This is a genomic window from Klenkia sp. AC732, assembly GCF_979256525.1.
In genome coordinates this window covers 1-21,594 of the sequence record NZ_CEEDOS010000048.1, presented here as the reverse complement: position 1 = coordinate 21,594, position 21,594 = coordinate 1, and the positions used below count along the sequence as shown (strand labels likewise).

Here is a 21,594-nt window from a genome sequence, read left to right as displayed (position 1 = left end):
GAACACGTGTTCGAGTCCGTGGAGGTGTGGTGAGCGAGCTCCGGTCGGCTGTCGAGGCGCTCGCCGCGGACGACCTGCACGCGCTGCGCGACGGTCAGCTGCTCGACCGCACCTCGGAGCTCGCGCGGACCATCAACCGGCTGCAGGCCGAGCTGGTGCGCACCGTGCGGCACGCCGACGTCGTCGGTGCCGCCGAGCACGACGGGCTGCGGACCATGCAGTCGGTGCTGCGCGGCCACCACCACTTCCCACCCGGTGCAGCGGCGGCTGTCGTGCGGGCCGGCCGGGTGCTGGAGCACCTGCCGCGGTTCGAGTCCGCCTTCGCCGAGGGTGCGGTCACCGCCGCCCAGGTCGGCGTCGTCGCGGACGCCCTCCGGCCCTGCGACATCGCCGCAGCCGAGGAGCAGGGCGTCGACCTGCACGCCTTCGACGAGGCGTGGACCGAGGTCGCCCGCACGCTGCCGCACGCGAAGCTGGGGACGGCGGTGCAGGCCTTCCGTCATGCCCTGGACCCCGACGGCCCCGAGCCCGACCCCACCGAGCGACGCCGGCTGACGATCACCAGGCACGACGACGGCAGCGGCTCGGGCCGCTTCGACCTGGACGCGGTCGGCCTGGAGGAGGTCGCCGCGGTGATCGAGTCGATGGTCCAGGCCGACCGGCCGCAGGGCGACACCCGCAACCGGGCGCAGCAGCAGGGCGACGCGCTGGTGCAGTGGGCCGACAACACCCTCGCCGCCGGGTCCCTGCCGTTCCTGCGGACGGTCAAGCCGCACGTGGTCGTGACCGTCGACCTGGCGGACCTCGTCGACCCCTCGACCGGCCACGACACCGCCACCACCGGCTTCGGCGCCCGGCTCTCCGCGGCCCGGGCCCGCTGGGTCGCCTGCGACTCGGCCGTCACCCGGATCGTGATGGGCCCCGAGGGCCTGCCCCTGGACGTCGGCCGCACCAAGCGGGTCGTCCCATCGCACATCCGCCGGGCCGTCGAGCAGCGCGACGGGCACTGCGTCTTCGCCGGCTGCTCCGCCCCCACCCACTGGTGCGACGTCCACCACCTCGCCGAGTGGGTCCTCGACCAGGGCGACACCAGCCTGGACAACTCCGCCCTGCTCTGCGAGCGGCACCACACGAAGGTGCACCACGGGTTCCGGGTCGAGCGGGACGACGGGGCACCGCCGGGGCAGCGGTGGCGGACGACCCGGCCCGACGGGTCGGCGATCGTGCTGGGCTCATCGCCGGCCGGAGCGCGCCCGGCCTGACCGGCGCTCGAGGCCAGGGTTCAGTGCCGGCCGAGCTCCTCGATGGCGGCCAGCAGCTGGGCACCGCTCTGGACCACCACGGCGGCCTCCCGCGCGTCGGGTGGGAGGTCCTCGACGTGGTCGGGGTCGACGACGCACGCGGGTCCGCTCATCGGCAGGATCACGAAGCGCCCGACCCGTGCGGCTTCCACCAGCAGGTCCCAGATCGCGTCGCCGATGTGGTTGGCCATGAAGCCGCTCGGCTGGTCCAGGCCGTAGACGTCGGCCTGGCTGTCCCCGGTCCGCAGGTGCCAGATGTCCCCGTTGCCCACGCGCACCAGGTGCGGCGCCAGTGCGGCCCGGACAGCCGCGTTGCCGCCCCCGTCGTCCCCGTCGTGGAAGCGCATCAGGAAGACGTCGAAGCTCACCCTCCGAGTCTGCCCCGGCAGCGACCGAGCCCGATGCGTCGGCCTGCTGCCCCGGGGTCCTGGGTCCCGCGTCCCAGACTCCTACCGAGGCGAGTCGGACGACACGCGACTGTTGTGTCGGCGCCGGACTGCCGACTGCACGGTGGCAGACGCGAGTGCCCCTGCCATGGAGATGACGAGCCCCCGACCCGTGAGCAGCCCGAGCTGGCCGCCGGCGAAGACGAACAGTGCGACTCCGGCGAGGGACAACGTCAGCGGAGCGCCCGAATCGGGCTGGCGACGCCACGACCAGACCGGCCATGCCCGCGCGGCGGTCCTCCGAGACTGGACGACGGTAGCGGCGACCGTGAGGCAGAGTCCGAGGAGCCAAGCGGCCCACCACGCTGCAGCTGGCACGGGCAGTTCCTAGCAGGCCGACCAAACGATAAACCGTGGTATCGCATTACCCGGTGAAGCGCCTGGCAGTCACTCGTCCGGCCGCGAGGTCGGCCGGAGCAGGTGTTCAACGGACACGAGGCGGAAGCCGACCGATGCGGCGAGCGCCTGCGACGCTGTGTCGCCCTGGACGGTGCGGTGCTGTAACCACTCCCAACGTCCGGCCGCAGCCGAGACGAGTGACCGTTCCAGGCGTGCTGCTGTCCCGCGGCCACGAACGCGCGGGTCGACGAGGATGCTGACCTCCGGCGGGCCGCACGGTGTCCGGACCACGGCCGCCACCGCCACGAGGTCAGCTCCGTCGAAGTCGCCCACGGCCAACAGGGAGTCGGCTGGTGAGGGACTGGCAGCGGCCAGATCGTCGTTCGACACCCGGGCCTGCAGGGCTACGGCCTCCACTTGGTCGTTGGGCCCGAGCACTCGCACCCCCGTCGGCTGCGGCGCATCGGGGACTCTGAGGAGGCCGCGCAGGCCGACCATGCGGTGCAGCCAGGTGGCTGACAGGCGGCCAGGCGCCTCCAGCACCGTCAGTCGGCGGTCGCATAGCTGGACGATCCGCGGACCGGGCGCGTCGCCCGGTCGTTCTTGTTGGACCCAGATCGTCGACCGGTCCGTCACCGAGGCCGGATGCACTCCCCAACACTCCGCGAGCACTCGGAGGTGCTCGTCGTCGGCGTGCTGCAGATCCCACGTTCTCGCCACAAGACCTTCCTACCGCCCGGGGCTCCGCCGGTGGTGCTGGAGCATGAGGGGATGCCTCCCCTTCTCGGAGACCTGCTGGCCTCGGTCGGGCCGGTGGTGTCCGCCCTGTTCGCCGCCGACGAGCTCGAGCGCGTCACGGTCGAGCACGTACCTCCGAGGCCCGGAGACGGCTCACCGCACGTCCTGCTCGTCGTGGTCGCACGAGGTGAGGTGCTCAGGAGCTACCTGTGGACGGATGGCCAGGCCGCTGAACGCGTGGAGGTCCTGCAGGAGCGCATCGCCTCCGAGCTCCAGGACGCCATCAGCGAGTCCCGGTTCGGTTGGGGTGAGCTGCGCCGCTTCGACCGCTGACCGCACCGGGGCCTCGTCCACGAGCGGTCGATGGGACGCCGCCCGGGCTGTCGTCCGGAGTCGGCAGGACACCGGGTCCTGCGGATCCGTCGAGAGTCGGAGGGACCGGACGGCGAGGCTCACGATCCCCGGTCCGCCCTCCGCCGCCTGGCGCCATGCCCGCACCCAGAGTGGCGTCCTGTCGGCAGTGCAGACGCCGTGTCTGGGCGGCAGCCAGTCCCAGCCGGGCAGCACGCCGGGCGGAGGCGTCCCGCCTCCCGGACTCAGCTGTGTCACAGCTCAACCGCGTCCACGTGGCGAGCCGCCGTCACCACGAGTCGTGTCGAGAAGTGCTGGACCACGATCCGCCACGCGGAGTCCCTGTCGCGCACGACCATGCAGCCGATGGTCTTCGTCGTCCTCGTCGCCGACTGAGCGAGGTGTTCACCCCTCACGCCACACCGGGGGGCACGCGCTTCCGGCTCCGACGGTCGGCCTCGTACTTCCCCTGCAGGACAGTGCTGGCGGCGAGCAGACAGATGAACGTGACCTCGAACCCGTTGCCACGACCGAAGACCGCGAAGCCCGTGCACACGACGACGAACGGGACGTCCCACAACCAGGAGAAGTAGAACCGCGGCATGAACGGCTGCCAGCTGTGCACTCGGGCGATCGTCCGCCGCAGGCGGACGTAGGGCCGAGAGGTCATCGGACGAACACGCCTTGGACCAACATGGGCTCCTCCGGTCGGCAATCCGGATGATCATGGCCGGTCGACCGGGAACCCGCGACCCCTCCGACCCCGCCGGAGGAGGAGCCCGCTGGTGGTGGTCGACCGTCCGACTCAGCGGGCCAGCAGCTCCTGCACCCTCGAGGTCAGTCCCGCGTCCCCGCGGGCGATGCCGTCCAGCGACGTCACCGGCGCCGCTCCGCGGATGCCCGAGAGCAGCCAGACGGCGTCGGCGGCGTGCAGGTCGGCGACCGTCCCAGGGGTGACGGCTGTGGCCCAGCCGTCGGGGGCGGCGCGGGTGAACAGCCGGGCCTGGGTGGTGCCGGCGAGGATGCCGGTGTCCAGCGGCGGGGTGTGCAGCGTGCCGCCGGACGCCCAGACGACGGTCGACGTCGGGCCCTCCAGCAACCGGCCCTCGACCGAGGTGAAGACGACGTCGTCGGCACCGACGGAGTGCGCGTACCGGCCGGCGGCCATGTTGACCGCGTAGGACAGCGTCTTCGCCCCGCCGAGCAGCCACGGGGACACCGCGCGCACGTCCGCGGCCACACCCAGGGTCAGGGCCACCACGGCGATGCCGGCGGTCCGCTGGCGCAGCGTCTCCGCGGGCACCGGCGCCAGCAGGGCCAGGCAGGTCGGCGCGGCACCCTCGCCGAGGCCGCGGGTCAGGAACAGCCGGCAGGCGCCCTCGACGTCGGCCGGCCAGCCGTCGGTCGCGGCTGCGACCAGGGCGCCCCAGACGTCGTCGCCCACCTCGGGCAGGTCGAGCAACGCCGCCGAGCGGTGCAGCCGGGCCAGGTGGTCGGCCAGGTACGGGGTGCGTCCCCCGACGACCAGCACCGACTCGAAGACGCCGTCGCCGCGGGCCAGCCCGGTGTCGAACGCCGTCACCACCGGCTCGTCGGCGGGCACCCGCACCGCGGACCCGTCCCGCCAGACCGCCACCGCACGCACGTCGTCCGTCACGGGCCCAGCCTGCCGCACGGCACCGACGCTCAGACGGCGACCGTGGTCCCGCAGATCGTGCAGACCTCCGCCTGCTGCCGGCCCCACCGCAGCACGGGCACGAAGAACACCGTGAACTGCTTGTAGCGCTTCACCCGCGCCCAGGTCGTCGTGTTGTTGCAGCGCGGGCAGGTGCGCGTCGAGCCGGGACCGAGGTCCTTCTGCTTGCTGCCGTACCCGAAGAAGAAGAACACGCCCCAGACCCTAGGAGCGCACTACCGTCCCGGCATGGCGGACGACGTCCTCACCTGGCTCGCAGACAGCGACCCGGCCCTGCGCTGGCAGGTCGAACGGGACCTCGTGGGCGCGCCCGGGGAGGTCTGGCGGGCCACCCGGGCCCGGGTCGCCACCGAGGGCTGGGGCGCCCGACTGCTGGCGCTGCAGGACCCGGACGGCCAGTGGGCCGGCGGTGCCTTCTTCCCCCGCGTGGGCGGTGAGGTGCAGTGGCCCGCCGACGACGACGAGGGCCAGCCGTGGACGGCGACCACCTGGTCGCTGGCCGCCCTCCGCGACTGGGGCTGCGACCCCGCTGCCCTCGGTGACACCGCGGACCGGCTGGCCGAGCACTGCCGCTGGGAGTACGAGGACCTGCCCTACTGGGGCGGGGAGACCGATGTCTGCATCAACGCCAACACCCTGGCCTCCGGCGTCTGGCTCGGCGCCGACGTCGAGGCCCTGGCCCGCTGGTTCCCCGAGCACCAGCTCGGCGACGGCGGGTGGAACTGCGAGTGGGTGGAGGGGTCCACCCGGTCCTCGGTGCACTCCACACTCAACGCCGTCCGCGGACTGCTCGCCCACGAGGTCGCCACCGGCGGCAGCGACGAGCTGCGCGCGGCCCGGCACCGCGGCGAGGAGCACCTGCTGGAGCGGCGGCTGACCCGCCGGCTGTCCACCGGTGAGCCGCTGGCGCCCTGCCTGGTGCCCCCGACCGCGCCGTCCCGGTGGCGCTACGACGTGCTGCGGGCGCTGGACCACCTGCGCTCCGCGGGCCTGCACGACGGGACCGCACCGGACCCCCGCGCCGCCGAGGCCGTCGAGCTGCTGCGCGCCGGTCGGCAGCCCGACGGCCGTTGGCTGCAGGGGCCGGTGCAGCCCGGGGCCGTCTGGTTCCCGGTCGACGTGCCCCAGGGGGAGCCCTCGCGCTGGCTCACCCTCGGTGCTCGACGGTTCCTGGACCGGTGGGACCGGGCCTAGGCTCGACCCGTGACCGACCACGCCCACGAGCCCGCGACGCCGCCGGCACTGGCCGCGCAGCTCAAGGCGCGCGGCCTGCGGCTGACCACCCAGCGCCAGCGCGTGCTGGCCGCCGTCGGCGCCCTGGAGCACGGCACGCCCGAGGAGATCAGCTCCTGGCTCAAGGAGCAGGCCGGTCCCGGCGGCGCCGCCCCGGACACCTCGACGGTGTACCGGAACCTGGAGCTGCTGGAGAAGCTGGGCCTGGTCTGGCACACCCACCTCGGCAAGGGCGCGCCGGTCTACCACGCCGCCGAACACCCCCACCTGCACGTCGTGTGCGCCACCTGCGGCCGGATCGACTCCGTCGACCCCCGGCTGATGGACGGCGTCGCGGAACGTCTGGGCGCCGATCTGGGTTTCACGTTGGACGTGGGCCACGTGGCGCTGTCCGGCACCTGCCGGGACTGCCGAGACGCCGAGGCCCCGGAGGAGTCCTGACATGCGTTCCCCCCTGCTCGACCGCCCGGGCGCCGTCGCCGTCGAGGGCGGCGCCGTCGCCGCGCACTACGGCGAGCCGCTGCCCGAGCAGCGCCGCGCCGCCGAGGCCGCCGTCCTCGTCGACCGCAGCGACCGCGACGTCCTCGTCGTCCCCGGTGCCGACCGGCTGAGCTGGCTGCACAGCCTGCTCTCCCAGCACCTGGACGCCCTCGCCGACGGCACCGCCACCGAGGCCCTCGTGCTCAGCCCGCAGGGCCACGTCGAGCACCACGTCGCGCTCGCCGAGACCGGCGGCACCACCTGGGGCGACACCGAGCCCGGCGCCGGCGCCGCGCTGGTCACCTGGCTGGACCGGATGCGGTTCATGCTGCGCGTCGAGCCCGCCTTGGTGACGCCGGACTGGGCGCTGCTGACCCTCGTCGGTCCCCGCGGGGACGACGTCCTGACCGCTGCCGGGCTGCCCGTCCCGGCTGCCGTGGACCAGGTCCTGCCGCTGGAGGGCAGTGGCTGGGCCCGCCGCTCCAGCCCGCTGGGCGACGGCTCCGCCGCCGTGGTCGACCTGCTGGTCCCGCGGGCCGAGCTGGCGGCCCGCGCCGACGCGCTGCTGGCCGCCGGCGCCACCCTGGCCGGCGTCGACGCGCTCACCGCGCTGGGCGTCGAGGCCCGCCGTCCCCGTCCTGGCGTGGACAGCGACCACCGCACCATCCCCAACGAGACGCCGTGGCTGCGCACCGCCGTACACCTGGAGAAGGGCTGCTACCGCGGCCAGGAGACCGTCGCCCGGGTGCACAACCTGGGCCGGCCCCCGCGCCGCCTGGTGCTCGTGCACCTGGACGGCATGGAGGAGCACCTGCCCGCGGCCGGCACGCCGGTGCTGTCGGGCACCAAGGAGGTCGGCCGGGTCGGCACCGTCGTCCGGCACCACGAGCTCGGCGTCGTCGGCCTGGCGCTGGTGAAGTCCTCGGTGCTGGAGAAGCTCGCCACCGGCACAGCGGTCGAGCTGCGCGTGGGGCCCAGCGTGGCCGTCGTCGACACCGACGACCTGACCGTGGAGACCGACGAGGCCGTGGCGGCCGCCCGCGAGCGCGTGCGGGCCGTGCGGTCTGCGACGATCGGCCGGTGAGCGCAGCAGTCCCGACCGCCGGCACGCTGATCACCCTCGCGCCCACCGGCGCCGAGTCGGCCAAGGCCGACGTCCCCGCGCTGCCGGTGACGCTCGAGGAGGTCGTGGCCACGGCCCGGGACTGCCAGGCGGTCGGCGCCGCCGTCGTGCACCTGCACGTCCGCGGCACCGACACCCGCCCGACGTTGGACCTCGCCCGGGTCCGCGAGGTGGTCGCCGCCGTCCGGGAGTCCACCGACCTGGTGGTGCAGCTGTCCTCCGGCGGCGCCGTCACCGACCCGCTGCCCGACCGGGTCGCGGTGCTCGACGCCGAGCCGGACGCCGCGTCCCTGTCGCTGGGCACCGTCAACTTCGGCCGCGACGTGTTCAGCAACCCCTGGGACCTGATCGTCGAGCTGCACACCCAGATGCAGGCCCGCGGCATCGTCCCCGAGTACGAGGCCTTCGACCTGGGCCACCTGGCCACCCTGCGCCGCCTGCTGGACCGGCACGGCCTGCCGCACGGCGGCCACGTGCACGTCGACCTGGTCATGGGCGTGCCCGGCGGGATGCCCGGCACCACCCGCGCGCTGGCCGCCTGCCTGCCCGAGATCGACCCGACCTGGACCTTCGCCGCCACCGGCGTGGGCCGCACGTCGCTGCCGGTCATGCTGGCCGCGCTGTCCGCCGGCGGGCACCTGCGGGTCGGCATGGAGGACACGCTCACCTACGCCCCCGGCGAGCCGGTCCGTGACAACGTGCAGCTCGTCGCCCGCGCGGCCGGGCTCGCCCGGATCGCCCAGCGCCCCGCCCTGTCCACCACCCAGGCCCGCGAGATGCTGGGCATCACGCCCCGTCAGCCAGCCCCCGCCGAGCCGGCACCCCGCCCGACCGCAGCCCAGGAGGCAACCCCGTGACCGAGTCCCCGACCGACCACCCCACCGCCGGCAAGGCCGGCGGGTCCGCGGTCGACGCGCTGCTCGACCCGGCCTTCCTGGAGGGCGTCGAGACCCGCACGATGGGCGAGGTCCGCGGGCTGCGCCGGCAGGCCGAGCAGTCCGAGGTCGACCTGTCCTACACCCGCCGCCTGCTGCAGGGCCGGCTGGACATCGTCCGCCGCGAGCTGCAGCGCCGCGCCGAGCACGACGGCCGGTCGCTGGTCGACCTGCTGCCCGAGATCCTGTCCGAGAAGGGCCGCGGCCCCGCCCACGGCCTGGGCCGGCACCAGACCGTGCAGCCCAGCTCGCCCGCCGACCACGAGCACTGGGTGAACTCCCTGGCCCCCGGGGTCGACCTCTCCGACGTCGGCGACCTGCCCGACGACCAGCTGGAGACCGCCGCCCGCGCGCTGGCCGCCGGCGAGCGCGGGCTCTCCGAGCGCCGCCGTGGCGTGCAGAAGGTCATGGACGGCCTGGCCGGTGAGCTCGGCCGCCGCTACCGGGACGGCGAGGCCGACGTCGCGCAGCTGCTCGCCGCCGAGGGCCGCCACTAGCCGTGCAGAGCTACCCCGACAACCCGGTCCTGGTCGAGGTCGTCCGCTCGGGCTTCCTGGAGTCGGTGCACCGCGGCTCGCTGGTCGTGCTGGACGCCGACGGTGCGGTGACCCTCGCGGTCGGCGCCGTGGACACCCCGACGCTGCCCCGCTCGTCGAACAAGCCGGTGCAGGCCACCGCACTGCTGGCCGCGGGCTGGGCGCCGCGCTCGGCGCAGGAGCTGGCCATCGGCGCAGGCTCGCACTCCGGGGAGCCCGGCCACGTCGAGCTGGCGCTGGCGATGCTGGCCGCCGTCGGGCTGACCGAGGACGACCTGGGCTGCCCGCCCGCGCTGCCCTCCGACGAGCACCAGAAGGCGCTGTGGACGGCGGCCGGCACCACGCCCCGACGTGCGGCGATGAACTGCTCGGGCAAGCACGCGGCGATGCTGTCGGCCTGTGTGGCCGCCGGCTGGCCCACCCGCGGCTACCTGGACCCCGGGCACCCGCTGCAGCAGGCGATCCAGGCGCGATTGGGCGAGGCCGGCGGCGAGCCGGTCAGCGCCGTCGTCGTCGACGGGTGCGGGGCACCCCAGCACGCGCTGTCGGTGACGGCGCTGGCCCGTGGCGTGTTGTCGCTGGTGCAGGCCCCCGAGGGGAGCCGGGACCGCTCCGTCGCCGACGCGATGCGTGCCCACCCGTGGCTGGTCGCCGGCACCGGCCGGGACGACACGCTGCTGATGGACGCCGTCCCCGGCCTGCTGGTCAAGGGCGGGGCCGACGGCGTGCACGTGGCCGCCCACCCCGGTGGCGGTGCGGTGGCACTCAAGCTCGACGACGGCGGGGACCGCGGGCGGATGCCCGCGCTGTGCGCGGCGCTGCCGCGCATCGGGGTCGCCGCGGACGCGGTGGCCCGGTGGGCGGTCACCCCGGTCAGCGGTGGGGACGGCGCCGTGGGCGAGGTCCGGGCGGCCGACGTCCTGCGGTGAGGTCTTCCTCACGCTGCTAGCCCCCCGCTTGCAGGAGCTAGCACCCGGGCCTAGGGTCAGGGACGTGCAGAACCCGTCGGAGATCGTCAGCACGGTCCGCGAGAGCGTGACCAGTGCTGCCGCGTCCGCTGCTGCCGAGGCGACCACGGTGTCCACCGCGGTCAGCTCGCAGGTCGGCGACTTCATCCGCACCCAGCGCAACGCCGCCCAGGTGTCGTTGCGCGAGCTGGCCCGCACCGCCGGGGTCAGCAACCCCTACCTCTCCCAGGTGGAGCGGGGACTGCGCAAGCCGTCGGCGGAGATCCTGGCCCAGATCGCCCGGGGCCTGAAGATCTCCGCCGAGACGCTCTACGAGCAGGCCGGCATCCTCGACCGTCGCTCCGGCACCCCGGACACGGTCGCGGCGATCCGATCGGACCCGGCGTTGAGCGAGCGGCACAAGACGCTGCTGCTGGAGATGTACGAGCAGCTGGCCGTCCTCCCGGCGTCCCCCGCCCCCACCACCCCCCAGGAGTCCTGATGAGCAAGCCCACCGAGACCGTGAAGAGCTACGGCGAGGCCGCCGTGTCCGAGGGCCGCAAGGTCGCCGGCAGCCTCGTGGAGACCGGCAAGACCGGCGTGCTGGCCGCCATCGGCGCCGGCGACGTCGTCGTCGAGCGCGCGCTGTCCGCCGTCGGCGTGCTGCGCTCCAAGGCCGAGGCGCTGCCCGGCGAGGCCCAGGTCCAGGCCGACCTGGCCGCCAAGGAGGTCCGCACCCGGGCCGAGGCCGCCCGCGACAAGGCCTCCCGCGCCGTGGGCGAGGCCCGCAGCCGCGCCGAGGTCGCCGCCGACCGCGCGTCGTCCGCCGCCCGTCCCGAGACCGTCCGGGGCACCGTCTCCGGCGTCGCCGGCACCGTCCGCGACCAGGCCGTGAGCACGCTGTCCGGGCTGGCCGCCCGCGGCGAGGAGGTCATCGAGGACCTGCGCCGCCAGCCCGCGTTCCGCTCCGTCGTGCGCCGCACCGAGCGCGCCGTGGACACCGTCGAGGACGCCCTCGAGGACGTGCTGGACAGCACCGACGACGCCGTGGCCCAGGCCTCCGACGAGATCACCTCGGTCGCGCAGAAGGCCTCGTCCAAGGCAGACAAGGCCGCCGCCAAGGTCACCTCGGTCGCGCAGAAGGCCAAGTCCGACACCGACGCCGCGGTCGAGGAGACCAAGACCGAGGCCGCCGACCAGGCCCGGTCGACCAAGCGCACCGTCCGCTCGGCCGCCGCCCCCACCCCGGAGGACGTGCCGGCCAAGCCCGCCCGCAAGTCCCCGGCCCGCAAGGCCGCCGCCAAGCGCGCCCCGGCCCGCAAGGCCACCGCGCCCTCGGCCAGCAGCAGCGCCCCGTCGGCCAGCAGCAACGCCCCGGCCGCCACCAGCACCGCGCCGTCCTCGGACAGCTGACCCACCCGCACGACACCGCAGGGCCCGGAGCGTCTCGCTCCGGGCCCTGCGGCGTCCTGCGTGGGTAACCTGGGCGCATGCCCGGCTTCGACTCGACCCTGTTCGCGGTCATCACCTACGCCGTGCTGGCGCTGGGGGCGTGGGCCGTCGTCGACGCGCTGATCCGCCCGGCCGACGGGTACGTCGCGGCCGGCAAGCTCAGCAAGCCCGCCTGGGTGGCCATCACCGTCATCGCCACCCTGGCCGCGTTCTACCTGGGCCCGATCAGCTTCCTGGGCCTGCCGGCGATCATCGCGATCATCGTCTACCTGGTCGACGTCCGGCCGGCGCTGCGCGGCCTGCAGCAGGGCAACAGCAGCTGGTGACCAGCCGCTGCTGACCTGCCGGGGGCTCAGCCCTTGGGCATGAAGATCCACAGCACGATGTAGGCGATGAACTGCGGGCCGGGCAGGATGCAGGACACCACGGCCGCGATGCGCAGCGCGGTGCGCGAGATGCCGAAGCGGCGGGCCAGGCCCGAGCAGACCCCGGCGATGACCTTGTTGTTGGTGTCGCGGGCGAAGCGTGCGGGAGAGGTCATGCCGTACACCGTAAGGCGCTGACCTGGGCATCGCCCGGGGAGCGGCCCCGCACGCCTCAGCCGAAGACGCCGGCCGGGGGCTCGGGGGAGGGCACGGCGGTCGCGTCGTCGACCGGCAGGGCGGTGCCCACGAACGCGGTCAGGTCCGCACCGGCCACCACCCGGGCCGGCATCGGGTCGCCGGCCGTACGCCGGGTGAGCCCGGCGACCGGGAGCTCGACGTCGGAGGCGACGGCGACCGTGTTGCCGTAGCGGCGCCCGCGCAACGTGCCGGGTTCGGCGATGAGCAGCACGTGCCCGAAGACCGCGGACAGCGTCGCCGCCTGGGTGCGCAGGAAGCGCAGTGGCGGGCCGTCGGAGACGTTCCAGGCCGTCACCCCGCCCGGGCGCAGCACCCGGGCCACCTGCGCGGCGAACGCCGTCGAGGTCAGGTGCGCCGGCGTGCGGGCCCCCGCGAACACGTCCACCAGGACGACGTCGGCGCTCGCGTCGGGCAGCGCCTCCAGGCCGGCCCGGGCATCGGCGGCCCGCACCCGCACGCGGGCCCCGCGGGGCAGCGGCAGGGTGCTGCGCACCAGGTCGGTCAGCGGCTCGTCCAGCTCCACCACCCGCTGCCGGGAGCCCGGCCGGGTGACTGCCACGTAGCGGGCCAGGGTCAGCGCGCCGCCGCCCAGGTGCACGACGTCCAGTGCCGCGCCGTCCTCGCCGTGCAGGTCCAGCACGTGGCCCATCCGGCGGACGTACTCGAACTCCAGGTGTGCCGGGTCGTCGAGGTCCACGTGGGACTGCGGGACGCCGTCGAGCATCAGCACGTAGGAGCGCTCCCGGTCGGCGTCGCCCAGGATCTCCGCCGTCCCGCCCGCGGTCTGCGTGGGACCGGGCAGCTCCGGGTGCTCCAACGGCGGAGCCTTGCGCTCGCGGCGGGCCACCTCAGCGCCCCCGCAGCAGGGTCTCGGAGGTCGCGTCGCCGCTGACCTCGACCTCGGCGGGGCGGCCCCACAGCCGGCGCAGCAGCTGCTCGGCGGTGCCCGACAGCACGGCGTCCGGCTCGGCCGACGTCCCCACCGTGACCGCGCCGTCGCGCAGGCCGACGTCCCAGCTGGTGTCCAGGTCGGTGGCGCGGACCAGGACGTGCGCGCGGGCGGTGAGCAGCGGCTCGGTGTGCGCCCACCGCGGGAGGACGACGCCCAGCAGCTCGGCCACCCCGTCGGCGGCCAGGGCGGGGTCGACCGGGGAGTGGTCGAGGCCGGCGGCGGTCTCCAGGTCCAGTCGGTGCACCAGGTGCTCGCTGGCCTGCCGGTGCACCCAGTGCCCGGCGGTGTCGGCGGCCGGGCTCATGTGCCAGGTCGGCTTCACCGGGTCGGTGGTGCGCAGCGTGGCCACCAGCTCGGTGAGGCCCAGGGCGAACCAGCCGTGCAGGTCCTCGTGCGGCGGGAAGCGGGGCGCCGGCGGGGGAGTGGTGTCCGGACTGCGCAGGATGCCGGTGACCCAGCGGTGCACGGTGCCCAGGTGGACGACGAGGTCCCGGGCGGTCCAGTCCGGCACCCACGGCACGGTGACGTCGAGACCGCCCTGCACCGGTGTCCGGCCGGTGTCCAGCAGCTCCGCCACGACGCCGAACCGCTCGCCGTCGGCGACGACGGCGTCCACCAGCCGGTGGAGCGGGACATCGCCCACGACATCGCCCACGACAGCGCTCACGACGGCGCTCCCACCGGCGCCACGGCGGACCAGCGGACCGTCATCTCGCCGTGCCGCCAGCGCCGGCTCGAGCCGACCAGCGGCCAGCCCTGCGCGGCCAGCCCCTCGACCGCGCCCACCCAGCGCTGCCGGGGGCCGAACGTCGACAGCCCGGCCGCCGAGGCCCAGGCCGCGTCGAAGGCCTGCAGGAACGCGTGCACCGGCTGGCCGGGCACGTTGTGGTGGATCAGCGACTTGGGCAGCCGCTCGGCCAGGTCCGAGGGTCGCTCGATGTCCGAGGCCCGGGCGGCCAGGGTCAGCGTCAGCGGGCCGGAGTCGTCCAGCGCCACCCAGGTCGCCCGCCGTCCCCACTCGTCGCAGGTGCCCTCGACCAGCAGCCCGCCCGGCCCCAGCGCCGCACACATCGTCTGCCAGGCCCGCGCCGCGGACTCCTCGTCGTACTGCCGGAGCACGTTGAACGCGCGCACCAGCACCGGGCTCAGCCCCGCCAGCTCGAACCCGCCCACCCGGAAGTCCACCCGCGGCGGGTCCCGGTCGGCGGCCACCGCGGCCACCCGCTCCGGGTCGATCTCCAGCCCGACGACCTCCAGGCCGTCCACCTCGTCGGCCAGCCGGTCCACCAGCTCCAAGGTGGTCACCGCGGACGCGCCGTAGCCCAGGTCCACGACCAGCGGGCGGGCCGCGTCCCGCAGCCGGGGCACCTGGGTGGCCACCAGCCAGCGGTCCACCCGGCGCAGCCGGTTCGCGTTCGTCGTCCCGCGGGTGGGCAGGCCCAGGGCCCGCGCCCGGCCGGCTGCCAGCCGTGGCTGCTTGCGGGCCGGGGGAAGCACCGCCTTGCGGGTGTGGTCGCTGTCCCTCACCTGGCGGGAGAGTAGTCGCGTGGTGGCTACCGTGGTCGGCGTGCAGTCGCTCACCGGTGTCCCGTTGTCCGAGCTGACCACCCTGCGGGTCGGGGGACCGGTCGACCGGCTCGTCGAGGTCACCGACGCCGCCGAGCTCGCCGACGCCGTCCGCGAGGCCGACGCCGCCGGCCGGCCGCTGCTGGTGCTCGGCGGTGGCTCCAACGTCGTGGCCCCCGACGCCGGCTGGCCCGGCACCGTCGTCGCCGTCCGGTCGCGGGGCGTGGTGCGCACCGGGGACTCCCTGCAGGTGCAGGCCGGTGAGCCCTGGGACGACCTGGTCGCGCACACCGTCACCGAGCAGCTGGCCGGCATCGAGGCGCTGTCCGGCATCCCGGGCAGCACCGGCGCCACCCCGGTGCAGAACGTCGGCGCCTACGGCCAGGAGGTCGCCCAGACCATCACCGCCGTCCGGGTGCTGGACCGCCGGGACGGCACCGAGCGCACCCTGACCCCCGCCGAGTGCGGCTTCGGCTACCGGGACAGTGCCCTCAAGCAGCACCCCGGGGTGTTCGTCGTCCTCACCGTGACCTTCGGGCTCACCGACAGCGCGCTGTCGATGCCGGTGGGCTACGCCGAGCTGGCCCGCCGGCTGGGCGTGGAGGTCGGGGAGCGGGCGCCGCTGGCCGACGTCCGGGCCGCCGTCCTGGAGCTGCGCCGCGGCAAGGGCATGGTGCTGGACCCGGCCGACCCCGACTCCCGCAGCGCGGGCTCCTTCTTCACCAACCCCGTCGTCCCGGCCTCGATGGCCGTCGAGGGCTGCCCCAGCTGGCCCGCCGGGGACGACGTCAAGCTGTCCGCCGCCTGGCTCGTCCAGCACGCCGGGTTCGGCCGTGGCACCCGCTCCGGCCACGTCGGGACGTCGTCCCGGCACAGCCTGGCGCTCACCACCGAGCCCGGCGCCACGGCCGAGGAGCTGCTGGCCTTCGCGGGCCGCGTCGTCGACGCCGTCCGGGACCGCTTCGGGGTCACCCTGGTCCCCGAGCCCACCGCCGTCCGCCCCGGCTGAGCCCGGCCGCCCGGGCATGGGATCCCCCGCATACGGCTGAGCGCTCCTGCGTTATGCGGGGGATCCCATGCCACCGCGGGGTCAGGCCTCCCGGGCGACCTTGTGCTGGGCGGCCTGGGCGCGCGGGCGCACGACCATCAGGTCGATGTTCACGTGGTGCGGGCGGGTGACGGCCCAGGCGATGCAGTCGGCGACGTCGTCGGCGACCAGCGGCTCGCGCACCCCGGCGTAGACGGCGGCCGCCTTGTCGGCGTCCCCGGTGCGGTTGAGGGCGAACTCGTCGGTCTTGACCATGCCCGGGGCGATCTCGATGACCCGGACCGGCTCGCCCACCAGCTCCAGGCGCAGCGTCCCGGCCAGGGTGTGCACGCCGTGCTTGGCCGCGGTGTAGCTGGCCCCGCCCTCGTAGCTGACCAGGCCGGCGGTCGAGCCCACGAAGAGCACGTCCCCGGCGCCCGAGGCGCGCAGCGCCGGCAGCAGCGCCTTGGTGACCCGCACGCTGCCCAGCACGTTGACCTCGAAGCTGCGGGTCCAGGAGTCCAGGTCGGCGTCGGCGACCGGGGCCGCGTCGAACGCGCCCCCGGCGTTGTTGACCAGCACGTCGACCCGGTCGAGCCCCGCGGCGAACGCCGCGACCGACTCCTCGGAGGTGACGTCGAGCTGCACCGCCCGCCCACCGATGCGCTCGGCCAGCTCGGTCAGCCGGTCCAGCCGCCGGGCGCCCAGCACGACGGAGAACCCGTCGGCGGCCAGTCGCTGCGCGGTGGCGGCACCGATGCCGCTGGAGGCACCGGTGACGACGGCGACCCGGCCGGCGCCGGGCGAGGGGAGCGGGGAGGGGGTCTCGGCAGGCATGTGCCCAGTGTGCTGGTGCAGGATGGTGAGTCGACACAGGCGCCCGTCCGGGTGCTGTACCGAGCCCGGGCGGGAGGTCCAGGTGCCTGCACGCCGCCCGCTCCGGCCCGCCCCGCGGCCCGGCCAGCCCCTGCTCCCGCGTCGCGTGGCCACGCTCAGCGTGCACACCAGCCCGCTGGACCAGCCCGGCGCCGGTGACGCCGGGGGCATGAACGTCTACATCGTCGAGGTGTCCCGCCGGCTGGCCGCCAGAGGCATCGCCGTCGAGGTGTTCACCCGGGCGACGTCCTCGGACCTGCCGCCGGTGGTCGAGATGGTCCCCGGCGTGACCGTGCGGCACGTCTCCGCCGGCCCGTTCGAGGGCCTGGGCAAGGACGACCTGCCGGCCCAGCTGTGCGCCTTCACCGCCGCCGTGCTGCGGGAGGAGGCCCGGCGCGAGCCCGGCTTCTACGACGTCCTGCACAGCCACTACTGGCTCTCGGGCCAGGTCGGCTGGCTGGCCCGGGACCGCTGGGGCGTGCCGCTGGTGCACTCCGCGCACACCCTGGCCAAGGTCAAGAACGCCGCCCTGGCCGAGGGCGACAGCCCCGAGCCGCGGGCCCGGGTCATCGGCGAGGAGCAGGTCGTGGCCGAGGCCGACCGGCTGATCGCCAACACCGCCGAGGAGGCCCGCCAGCTGGTCCGCTGGTACGACGCCGACCCGGCGCGCACCCTCGTCGTCCCGCCCGGGGTGGACCTGGACCGCTTCTCCCCGGGCGATCGGGCCGCCGCCCGCCGCGCCGTCGGCGTCCGCGACGACGCGCTGGTGCTGCTGTTCGTCGGCCGGATCCAGCCGCTGAAGGCCCCCGACGTGCTGCTGCACGCTGCTGCCCGGATGCTCGCCGACGAGCCCGCCCTCCGGACGCGGCTGCAGGTGCTGGTCGTCGGTGCGCCCAGCGGCAGCGGGCTGGCCGAGCCCCGCCAGCTGCAGGAGCTCGCCGTCTCCCTGGGCATCGCCGACGTCGTCCGGTTCGTGCCGCCGCAGGCCCCGGACTCCCTGGCCGAGCACTATCGGGCCGCCGACGTCACCGTCGTCCCCAGCCACAACGAGTCCTTCGGCCTGGTCGCGCTCGAGGCCCAGGCCTGCGGCACCCCGGTGGTCGCCGCCGCCGTCGGCGGGCTCCCCACCGCGGTCGAGGACGGCGTCTCCGGCGTGCTCGTCGACGGGCACGACCCGGCCGACTACGCCGCGGCGATCCGCAAGGTCGTGGAGCAGCGGGAGCTGCTGTCCGCCGGGGCGCGCCGGCACGCCACCCGGTTCAGCTGGGACCGGACGGCGGGGTCCCTGGTGGACGCCTACTCGGCGGCCATGGCCGAGATGGCCGTGCCCCCGCTGGTCCGCTCGCCCCGCGACCGGGTCCGGGACGCCGTCCGGGCGCTGTCGGCCAGCGGCGTCACCCGGTGAGGTCCCTCGACGAGCTCGAGGCCGTCGTCGACGCCACCCTGCGGGACGCCGAGCTGGTCTTCGAGCACCCCGCCCGCGGCCGGTTCCTGGTCGACCTGCCCGGCCACAACAAGCTCAAGACCGTCTGCGGGCTGATCCTCGGTGACCACGGGCTGCGGGTCGAGGCGTTCGTCTGCCGCCAGCCCGACGAGAACCGCGAGCAGCTGTGGACCTGGCTGCTGCAGCACAACTCCCGGATGTACGGCGTCTCCTACTCCATCGACAGCGTCGGCGACGTCTACCTGACCGGCCGGCTCAGCCACGCCGCGGTCACCGCCGAGGAGCTCGACCGGCTGCTGGGCGCGGTGCTCAGCTACGCCGACGACCACTTCAACACCATGCTGGAGATCGGCTTCGGCAGCTCCATCCGCCGGGAGTGGGACTGGCGGGTCAAGCGCGGGGAGTCCCTGCGCAACCTGGAGGCCTTCGCCGAGTTCGTGCAGCGCCGCCCCGACGGGTCGTGACCCGACGCGTGATGACCAGACCCGGGGGGCCGGGAGGCCCTCGGCGCAACCCGGTGGAGCGCGAGTCCCCCCACAGCTGAGGGGGTGGCAGGAGCACCCTGGGGCCACGTACAACGGTAGAGGTCGTCCGATCCGCGGCCGTCACCCACGAGGAGGACCGATGGCCGCCCGATCCCGCCGCCCGCTGCTGCGCGCCACCCTCGGCGACCACCTCGCCGGGGAGGTCGACCCGATCGCCACCGCCGAGGCCGCCCGCGGCGTCGCCTACGCCCTGGTCGACCGGGCCCGGGTCACCGACGACCCCGAGGTCACCCGCCGGCTGGTCACCCTGGCCGACGACGAGGGCCTCGACGAGCTCGCCGAGCTGTGGGCCGACAGCCCCGCCGTCTCGCTGCCGGGCTCGCTGTGGCGGCTGTACCTGCTGCGCGCCTGGGTGCAGCGCGACCCGGTCGCCGCGGCCCGCCAGTTCGAGGCCGGGCGCGGCCGGGTGCTGCCCCGCGAGGTCGTCGCCGGGCTGGCCGACCCGCCCGGCCCCGACGGCGTCCGGGACCTCGCCGACGCCGTCCTCACCGGGGTCTTCGAGGGCGACCTGGACGTCGCCCTGGACCGGGCCGCCGCGTTCTGCTGGGTCGTCGCCGGCGGCCGGGCCGCGCTGGCCGACGAGCTCGACGACGTCGACAGCGCCGCCGCCGACCGGGTCACCCGCGGCGGCCACGCCCTGGGCCGCACCGCCGACCAGCTGGCCGCCTCCGCCCGCCGCTGGCGCGCCGGCACCCTGCCCTGACGGGGACGGCGTGGTCTCCGGGGGACGGGACGATGCGGGACGGGACGGGGCTGCGCGGGAGCGCACCCGCCAGCTGACCGGGGTGGTGGTCGCCAGCGCGCTGGTCTACCCGCTGCTGCTGTGCGCGGTGCAGCTCGCCCTGGCCCAGTACCTCACCCGCGACCCGGTCGACGCGCTGTGGTGGGGCGGTCTGGCCGTGCTGCTGTGCGTGGCTATCGCCGCCGTCGTCCGGTGGAGCACCGGCCGCCGGGTGACCAGCCCCTGGCTGCTCCTCGGGCTGGTGCCACCGGGGGTCTTCGAGCTGTGGCTGGCCTGGCCGTCCCTCACCCGCTGAGCGTCGGGCAGGATGGACCCGTGACTGAGACCGGCACCCTGGTACTGCTCCGCCACGGCGAGAGCGAGTGGAACAAGGCCAACCTGTTCACCGGCTGGGTGGACGTCTCCCTGTCGGAGAAGGGCCGCGCCGAGGCCGCCCGCGGCGGTGAGCTGCTGGTCGCCGAGGGCCTGCGGCCCGACGTGCTGCACACCTCGCTGCTCAAGCGCGCCATCACCACCGCCGAGCTGGCCCTCGCCGCGGCCGACCGGCAGTGGATCGAGGTCAAGCGGTCCTGGCGGCTCAACGAGCGGCACTACGGCGCCCTGCAGGGCAAGGACAAGGCCGCCACCCTCGCCGAGTACGGCGAGGAGCAGTTCATGACCTGGCGGCGCAGCTACGCCACCCCGCCGCCGCCCATCGACGCCGGCAGCGAGTACAGCCAGGACGCCGACCCGCGCTACGCCTTCCTGCCCCCGGAGGCCCGCCCGGCCACCGAGTGCCTGGCCGACGTCGTCGTGCGGATGCTGCCCTACTGGTACGACGCGATCGTGCCGGACCTGCGCGCCGGCAAGACCGTGCTGGTCACCGCGCACGGCAACAGCCTGCGCGCCCTGGTGAAGCACCTGGACGGCATGGGCGACGACGAGGTCGTCGGCCTCAACATCCCCACCGGCGTCCCGCTGCGCTACGACCTGGACGCTGACCTCAAGCCCACCACCCCCGGTGGCCGCTACCTGGACCCCGACGCCGCCGCCGAGGCCATCAAGGCCGTGGCCGCCCAGGGCAAGAAGTAGCCCGCCCGGCTCAACGTCCGGTCTCCTGGGTCGACCCAGGAGACCGGACCTCGAGCCGCGTCGTGCACCGGCTCATCGTCCGGTCCCCGGAGTGGACCCGCGGGACCGGACGTTGCCCGGGGAGGGACGACGCGAGAGGGCCCCGGACTCGGTGAGTCCGGGGCCCTCTCGTCGTGCGGGGTGTCAGCTGGCGGCGGCGATGGGGAGCGGGCGCTCGCCGGTGACCAGGTAGACGACGCGACGGGCGACGCTGACCGCGTGGTCGGCGAAGCGCTCGTAGTAGCGGCCCAGCAGGGTGATGTCGATGGCCGACTCGATGCCGTGCGGCCAGTCGTTGCTCAGCAGCTCGCGGAACAGCTGCTGGTGGTTGCGGTCCATCAGGTCGTCGTCCGCCTCGAGCTCGACGGCGGCCTCGACGTCGCGCTTGGCGATGATCGTGCCGGCCTTGGCGACCAGGCTCTCCGCGATGTGCCCCATGTCCAGGAAGACCGGGCGCACCTCCTGCGGGACGGCGTGGTCGGGGAAGCGCATCCGCGCGACCTTGGCGATGTGCTGGGCCAGGTCGCCCATCCGCTCCAGGTCCTGCACGGTGGCCATGGCCGTGGTGATGGCCCGCAGGTCGGTGGCCACCGGCTGCTGGCGGGCCAGCAGGGTGAAGCAGCGCTCGTCGACGTTCTCCCGCACCAGGTCGATGTGCTGGTCGCCGGCGATGACCAGGTCGGCCAGCGCCACGTCGGCGTCCAGCAGTGCCGTCGTCGCCTTGCTCATCGCCGACCCGACCGAGTTGGTCATGTCGACCAGGCAGGCGTTGATGTCGTCGAGTTCTTCGCGGTAGCTGTCCCGCACGTCTTCCTCCAGGGAACGGCACCCCCCGGGGTGCCGCTGCGTCGTCGGGCCGGCCGCACCCTCGTCTGGATGCGTCTCTGGCGCCTGCAGAGCAGCCTAGAGACAGTTCCGACCCGCCGACGGACCCTGCAGGTGAACGACGGGACACGCGGCCGTGAACAGCTCCCCATCCGGGGGGTCCAGAGCCCGGATCGGGGCGGACCATGCCCCCGGCGGGCCTAGCATCGGCAGCGTGCACCCGCTGCTGTGGCTGGCGCTCGGCCTCGTGACGGGCGGGGTCGTCGGCCTCCTCGTCGCCCGGGCCCGCCCCTGGGCGCCCCCGGCC

General features: G+C 75.0%; 28 protein-coding genes. 17 read left to right on the top strand and 11 right to left on the bottom strand.

Annotated features, from left to right (window positions below; genetic code table 11):
* The first annotated feature begins 29 nt into the window (after nt 1-29).
* A complete protein-coding gene (locus AC0IVP_RS18945) occupies nt 30-1,262 on the top strand; it encodes an HNH endonuclease signature motif containing protein (protein WP_471758587.1) in 1,233 nt (410 codons plus the stop codon).
* Nucleotides 1,263-1,282: 20 nt separating this feature from the next.
* Here AC0IVP_RS18945 and AC0IVP_RS18940 read toward each other — a convergent pair whose 3' ends face one another.
* Nucleotides 1,283-1,669 carry a hypothetical protein gene (locus tag AC0IVP_RS18940; RefSeq protein ID WP_471758585.1) on the bottom strand — a complete coding sequence of 129 codons (387 nt, stop codon included), beginning with the start codon at nt 1,667-1,669 and terminating at the stop codon, nt 1,283-1,285.
* A gap of 465 nt (nt 1,670-2,134) precedes the next feature.
* Nucleotides 2,135-2,722, bottom strand: a complete 588-nt coding sequence (locus tag AC0IVP_RS18935) for a hypothetical protein (protein WP_471758583.1) — start codon at nt 2,720-2,722, stop codon at nt 2,135-2,137.
* Between the two features lie 135 nt (nt 2,723-2,857).
* Here AC0IVP_RS18935 and AC0IVP_RS18930 point away from each other — a divergent pair, with 135 nt between their 5' ends.
* Nucleotides 2,858-3,157, top strand: a complete 300-nt coding sequence (locus AC0IVP_RS18930; protein WP_471758581.1) for a hypothetical protein — start codon at nt 2,858-2,860, stop codon at nt 3,155-3,157.
* Nucleotides 3,158-3,587: 430 nt separating this feature from the next.
* On the opposite strand, the gene AC0IVP_RS18925 is transcribed toward AC0IVP_RS18930, so the two are convergent.
* The 3 genes from AC0IVP_RS18925 to AC0IVP_RS18915 form a co-directional block, all read right to left on the bottom strand.
* Nucleotides 3,588-3,845: a hypothetical protein gene (locus tag AC0IVP_RS18925; protein WP_471758579.1), complete on the bottom strand. Its 258-nt coding sequence runs from the start codon at nt 3,843-3,845 to the stop codon at nt 3,588-3,590.
* Between the two features lie 135 nt (nt 3,846-3,980).
* Complete coding sequence (locus AC0IVP_RS18920) at nt 3,981-4,832, bottom strand: aminotransferase class IV (protein WP_471758577.1); 852 nt, start codon at nt 4,830-4,832, stop codon at nt 3,981-3,983.
* Between the two features lie 29 nt (nt 4,833-4,861).
* The gene (locus tag AC0IVP_RS18915; RefSeq protein ID WP_471758575.1) at nt 4,862-5,065 is read right to left on the bottom strand and encodes a zinc-ribbon domain-containing protein; all 204 of its coding nucleotides are present in this window, start codon (nt 5,063-5,065) and stop codon (nt 4,862-4,864) included.
* 34 nt (nt 5,066-5,099) lie between these two features.
* Here AC0IVP_RS18915 and AC0IVP_RS18910 point away from each other — a divergent pair, with 34 nt between their 5' ends.
* The 9 genes from AC0IVP_RS18910 to AC0IVP_RS18870 all read left to right on the top strand — a co-directional run bounded on the left by AC0IVP_RS18910 (nt 5,100) and on the right by AC0IVP_RS18870 (nt 11,903).
* Nucleotides 5,100-6,065, top strand: a complete 966-nt coding sequence (locus tag AC0IVP_RS18910) for a hypothetical protein (RefSeq protein WP_471758573.1) — start codon at nt 5,100-5,102, stop codon at nt 6,063-6,065.
* A gap of 9 nt (nt 6,066-6,074) precedes the next feature.
* On the top strand, nt 6,075-6,545 hold the full coding sequence (locus tag AC0IVP_RS18905) for a Fur family transcriptional regulator (protein WP_056289475.1): 471 nt from the start codon (nt 6,075-6,077) through the stop codon (nt 6,543-6,545).
* Between the two features lies 1 nt (nt 6,546).
* Nucleotides 6,547-7,668, top strand: coding sequence for a CAF17-like 4Fe-4S cluster assembly/insertion protein YgfZ (gene ygfZ / locus AC0IVP_RS18900; RefSeq protein ID WP_471758571.1), 1,122 nt, complete (start codon nt 6,547-6,549; stop codon nt 7,666-7,668).
* On the top strand, nt 7,665-8,564 hold the full coding sequence (locus tag AC0IVP_RS18895) for a beta-keto acid cleavage family enzyme (protein WP_471758569.1): 900 nt from the start codon (nt 7,665-7,667) through the stop codon (nt 8,562-8,564). The genes ygfZ and AC0IVP_RS18895 overlap by 4 nt, the downstream gene beginning before the upstream one ends.
* Complete coding sequence (locus AC0IVP_RS18890; RefSeq protein ID WP_056289467.1) at nt 8,561-9,139, top strand: RsiG family protein; 579 nt, start codon at nt 8,561-8,563, stop codon at nt 9,137-9,139. The genes AC0IVP_RS18895 and AC0IVP_RS18890 overlap by 4 nt, the downstream gene beginning before the upstream one ends.
* Nucleotides 9,140-9,141: 2 nt before the next feature.
* Entirely contained in the window at nt 9,142-10,107 is a 966-nt protein-coding gene (locus AC0IVP_RS18885) for an asparaginase (protein ID WP_471758567.1), read from the top strand.
* Nucleotides 10,108-10,171: 64 nt separating this feature from the next.
* Nucleotides 10,172-10,627 carry a helix-turn-helix domain-containing protein gene (locus AC0IVP_RS18880; protein ID WP_082556485.1) on the top strand — a complete coding sequence of 152 codons (456 nt, stop codon included), beginning with the start codon at nt 10,172-10,174 and terminating at the stop codon, nt 10,625-10,627.
* Nucleotides 10,627-11,538, top strand: coding sequence for a hypothetical protein (locus AC0IVP_RS18875; RefSeq protein WP_471758565.1), 912 nt, complete (start codon nt 10,627-10,629; stop codon nt 11,536-11,538). The genes AC0IVP_RS18880 and AC0IVP_RS18875 overlap by 1 nt, the downstream gene beginning before the upstream one ends.
* A 77-nt stretch (nt 11,539-11,615) precedes the next feature.
* Nucleotides 11,616-11,903: a DUF2516 family protein gene (locus AC0IVP_RS18870; RefSeq protein WP_056289465.1), complete on the top strand. Its 288-nt coding sequence runs from the start codon at nt 11,616-11,618 to the stop codon at nt 11,901-11,903.
* 26 nt (nt 11,904-11,929) lie between these two features.
* Here AC0IVP_RS18870 and AC0IVP_RS18865 read toward each other — a convergent pair whose 3' ends face one another.
* From AC0IVP_RS18865 to AC0IVP_RS18850, 4 genes are read right to left on the bottom strand one after another with little or no spacing between them, the layout of a single operon-like run.
* Nucleotides 11,930-12,118, bottom strand: coding sequence for a PspC domain-containing protein (locus tag AC0IVP_RS18865; protein WP_056290288.1), 189 nt, complete (start codon nt 12,116-12,118; stop codon nt 11,930-11,932).
* 56 nt (nt 12,119-12,174) lie between these two features.
* Entirely contained in the window at nt 12,175-13,047 is an 873-nt protein-coding gene (locus AC0IVP_RS18860; protein ID WP_471758563.1) for a spermidine synthase, read from the bottom strand.
* Nucleotide 13,048: 1 nt separating this feature from the next.
* Nucleotides 13,049-13,819 carry a maleylpyruvate isomerase family mycothiol-dependent enzyme gene (locus tag AC0IVP_RS18855; RefSeq protein ID WP_471758561.1) on the bottom strand — a complete coding sequence of 257 codons (771 nt, stop codon included), beginning with the start codon at nt 13,817-13,819 and terminating at the stop codon, nt 13,049-13,051.
* The gene (locus AC0IVP_RS18850; protein ID WP_471758559.1) at nt 13,816-14,679 is read right to left on the bottom strand and encodes a class I SAM-dependent methyltransferase; all 864 of its coding nucleotides are present in this window, start codon (nt 14,677-14,679) and stop codon (nt 13,816-13,818) included. Before AC0IVP_RS18850 ends, AC0IVP_RS18855 begins: the two co-directional genes overlap by 4 nt.
* Here AC0IVP_RS18850 and AC0IVP_RS18845 point away from each other — a divergent pair.
* On the top strand, nt 14,582-15,727 hold the full coding sequence (locus AC0IVP_RS18845) for a UDP-N-acetylmuramate dehydrogenase (protein ID WP_471758557.1): 1,146 nt from the start codon (nt 14,582-14,584) through the stop codon (nt 15,725-15,727). The genes AC0IVP_RS18850 and AC0IVP_RS18845 overlap by 98 nt on opposite strands.
* A gap of 81 nt (nt 15,728-15,808) precedes the next feature.
* On the opposite strand, the gene AC0IVP_RS18840 is transcribed toward AC0IVP_RS18845, so the two are convergent.
* Nucleotides 15,809-16,582, bottom strand: coding sequence for an SDR family oxidoreductase (locus tag AC0IVP_RS18840; protein WP_471758555.1), 774 nt, complete (start codon nt 16,580-16,582; stop codon nt 15,809-15,811).
* Between the two features lie 145 nt (nt 16,583-16,727).
* Between AC0IVP_RS18840 and mshA the strand changes: the two genes are divergently transcribed.
* The 5 genes from mshA (at nt 16,728) to AC0IVP_RS18815 (ending at nt 20,423) form a co-directional block, all read left to right on the top strand.
* On the top strand, nt 16,728-18,026 hold the full coding sequence (mshA, locus tag AC0IVP_RS18835; RefSeq protein ID WP_471758553.1) for a D-inositol-3-phosphate glycosyltransferase: 1,299 nt from the start codon (nt 16,728-16,730) through the stop codon (nt 18,024-18,026).
* Entirely contained in the window at nt 18,023-18,529 is a 507-nt protein-coding gene (locus AC0IVP_RS18830) for a type III secretion system chaperone family protein (protein WP_056289454.1), read from the top strand. The genes mshA and AC0IVP_RS18830 overlap by 4 nt, the downstream gene beginning before the upstream one ends.
* A 160-nt stretch (nt 18,530-18,689) precedes the next feature.
* Complete coding sequence (locus tag AC0IVP_RS18825) at nt 18,690-19,313, top strand: hypothetical protein (RefSeq protein ID WP_056289452.1); 624 nt, start codon at nt 18,690-18,692, stop codon at nt 19,311-19,313.
* A gap of 82 nt (nt 19,314-19,395) precedes the next feature.
* Complete coding sequence (locus tag AC0IVP_RS18820; RefSeq protein WP_157518919.1) at nt 19,396-19,647, top strand: hypothetical protein; 252 nt, start codon at nt 19,396-19,398, stop codon at nt 19,645-19,647.
* Nucleotides 19,648-19,667: 20 nt separating this feature from the next.
* Complete coding sequence (locus tag AC0IVP_RS18815) at nt 19,668-20,423, top strand: phosphoglyceromutase (protein ID WP_471758551.1); 756 nt, start codon at nt 19,668-19,670, stop codon at nt 20,421-20,423.
* Nucleotides 20,424-20,606: 183 nt separating this feature from the next.
* Here the strand turns inward: AC0IVP_RS18815 and phoU are convergent, their stop codons facing one another.
* Nucleotides 20,607-21,269 (bottom strand): phosphate signaling complex protein PhoU, encoded by a 663-nt coding sequence (gene phoU, locus AC0IVP_RS18810; protein ID WP_471758549.1) that lies wholly within the window; start codon nt 21,267-21,269, stop codon nt 20,607-20,609.
* Between the last annotated feature and the right edge of the window lie 325 nt (nt 21,270-21,594).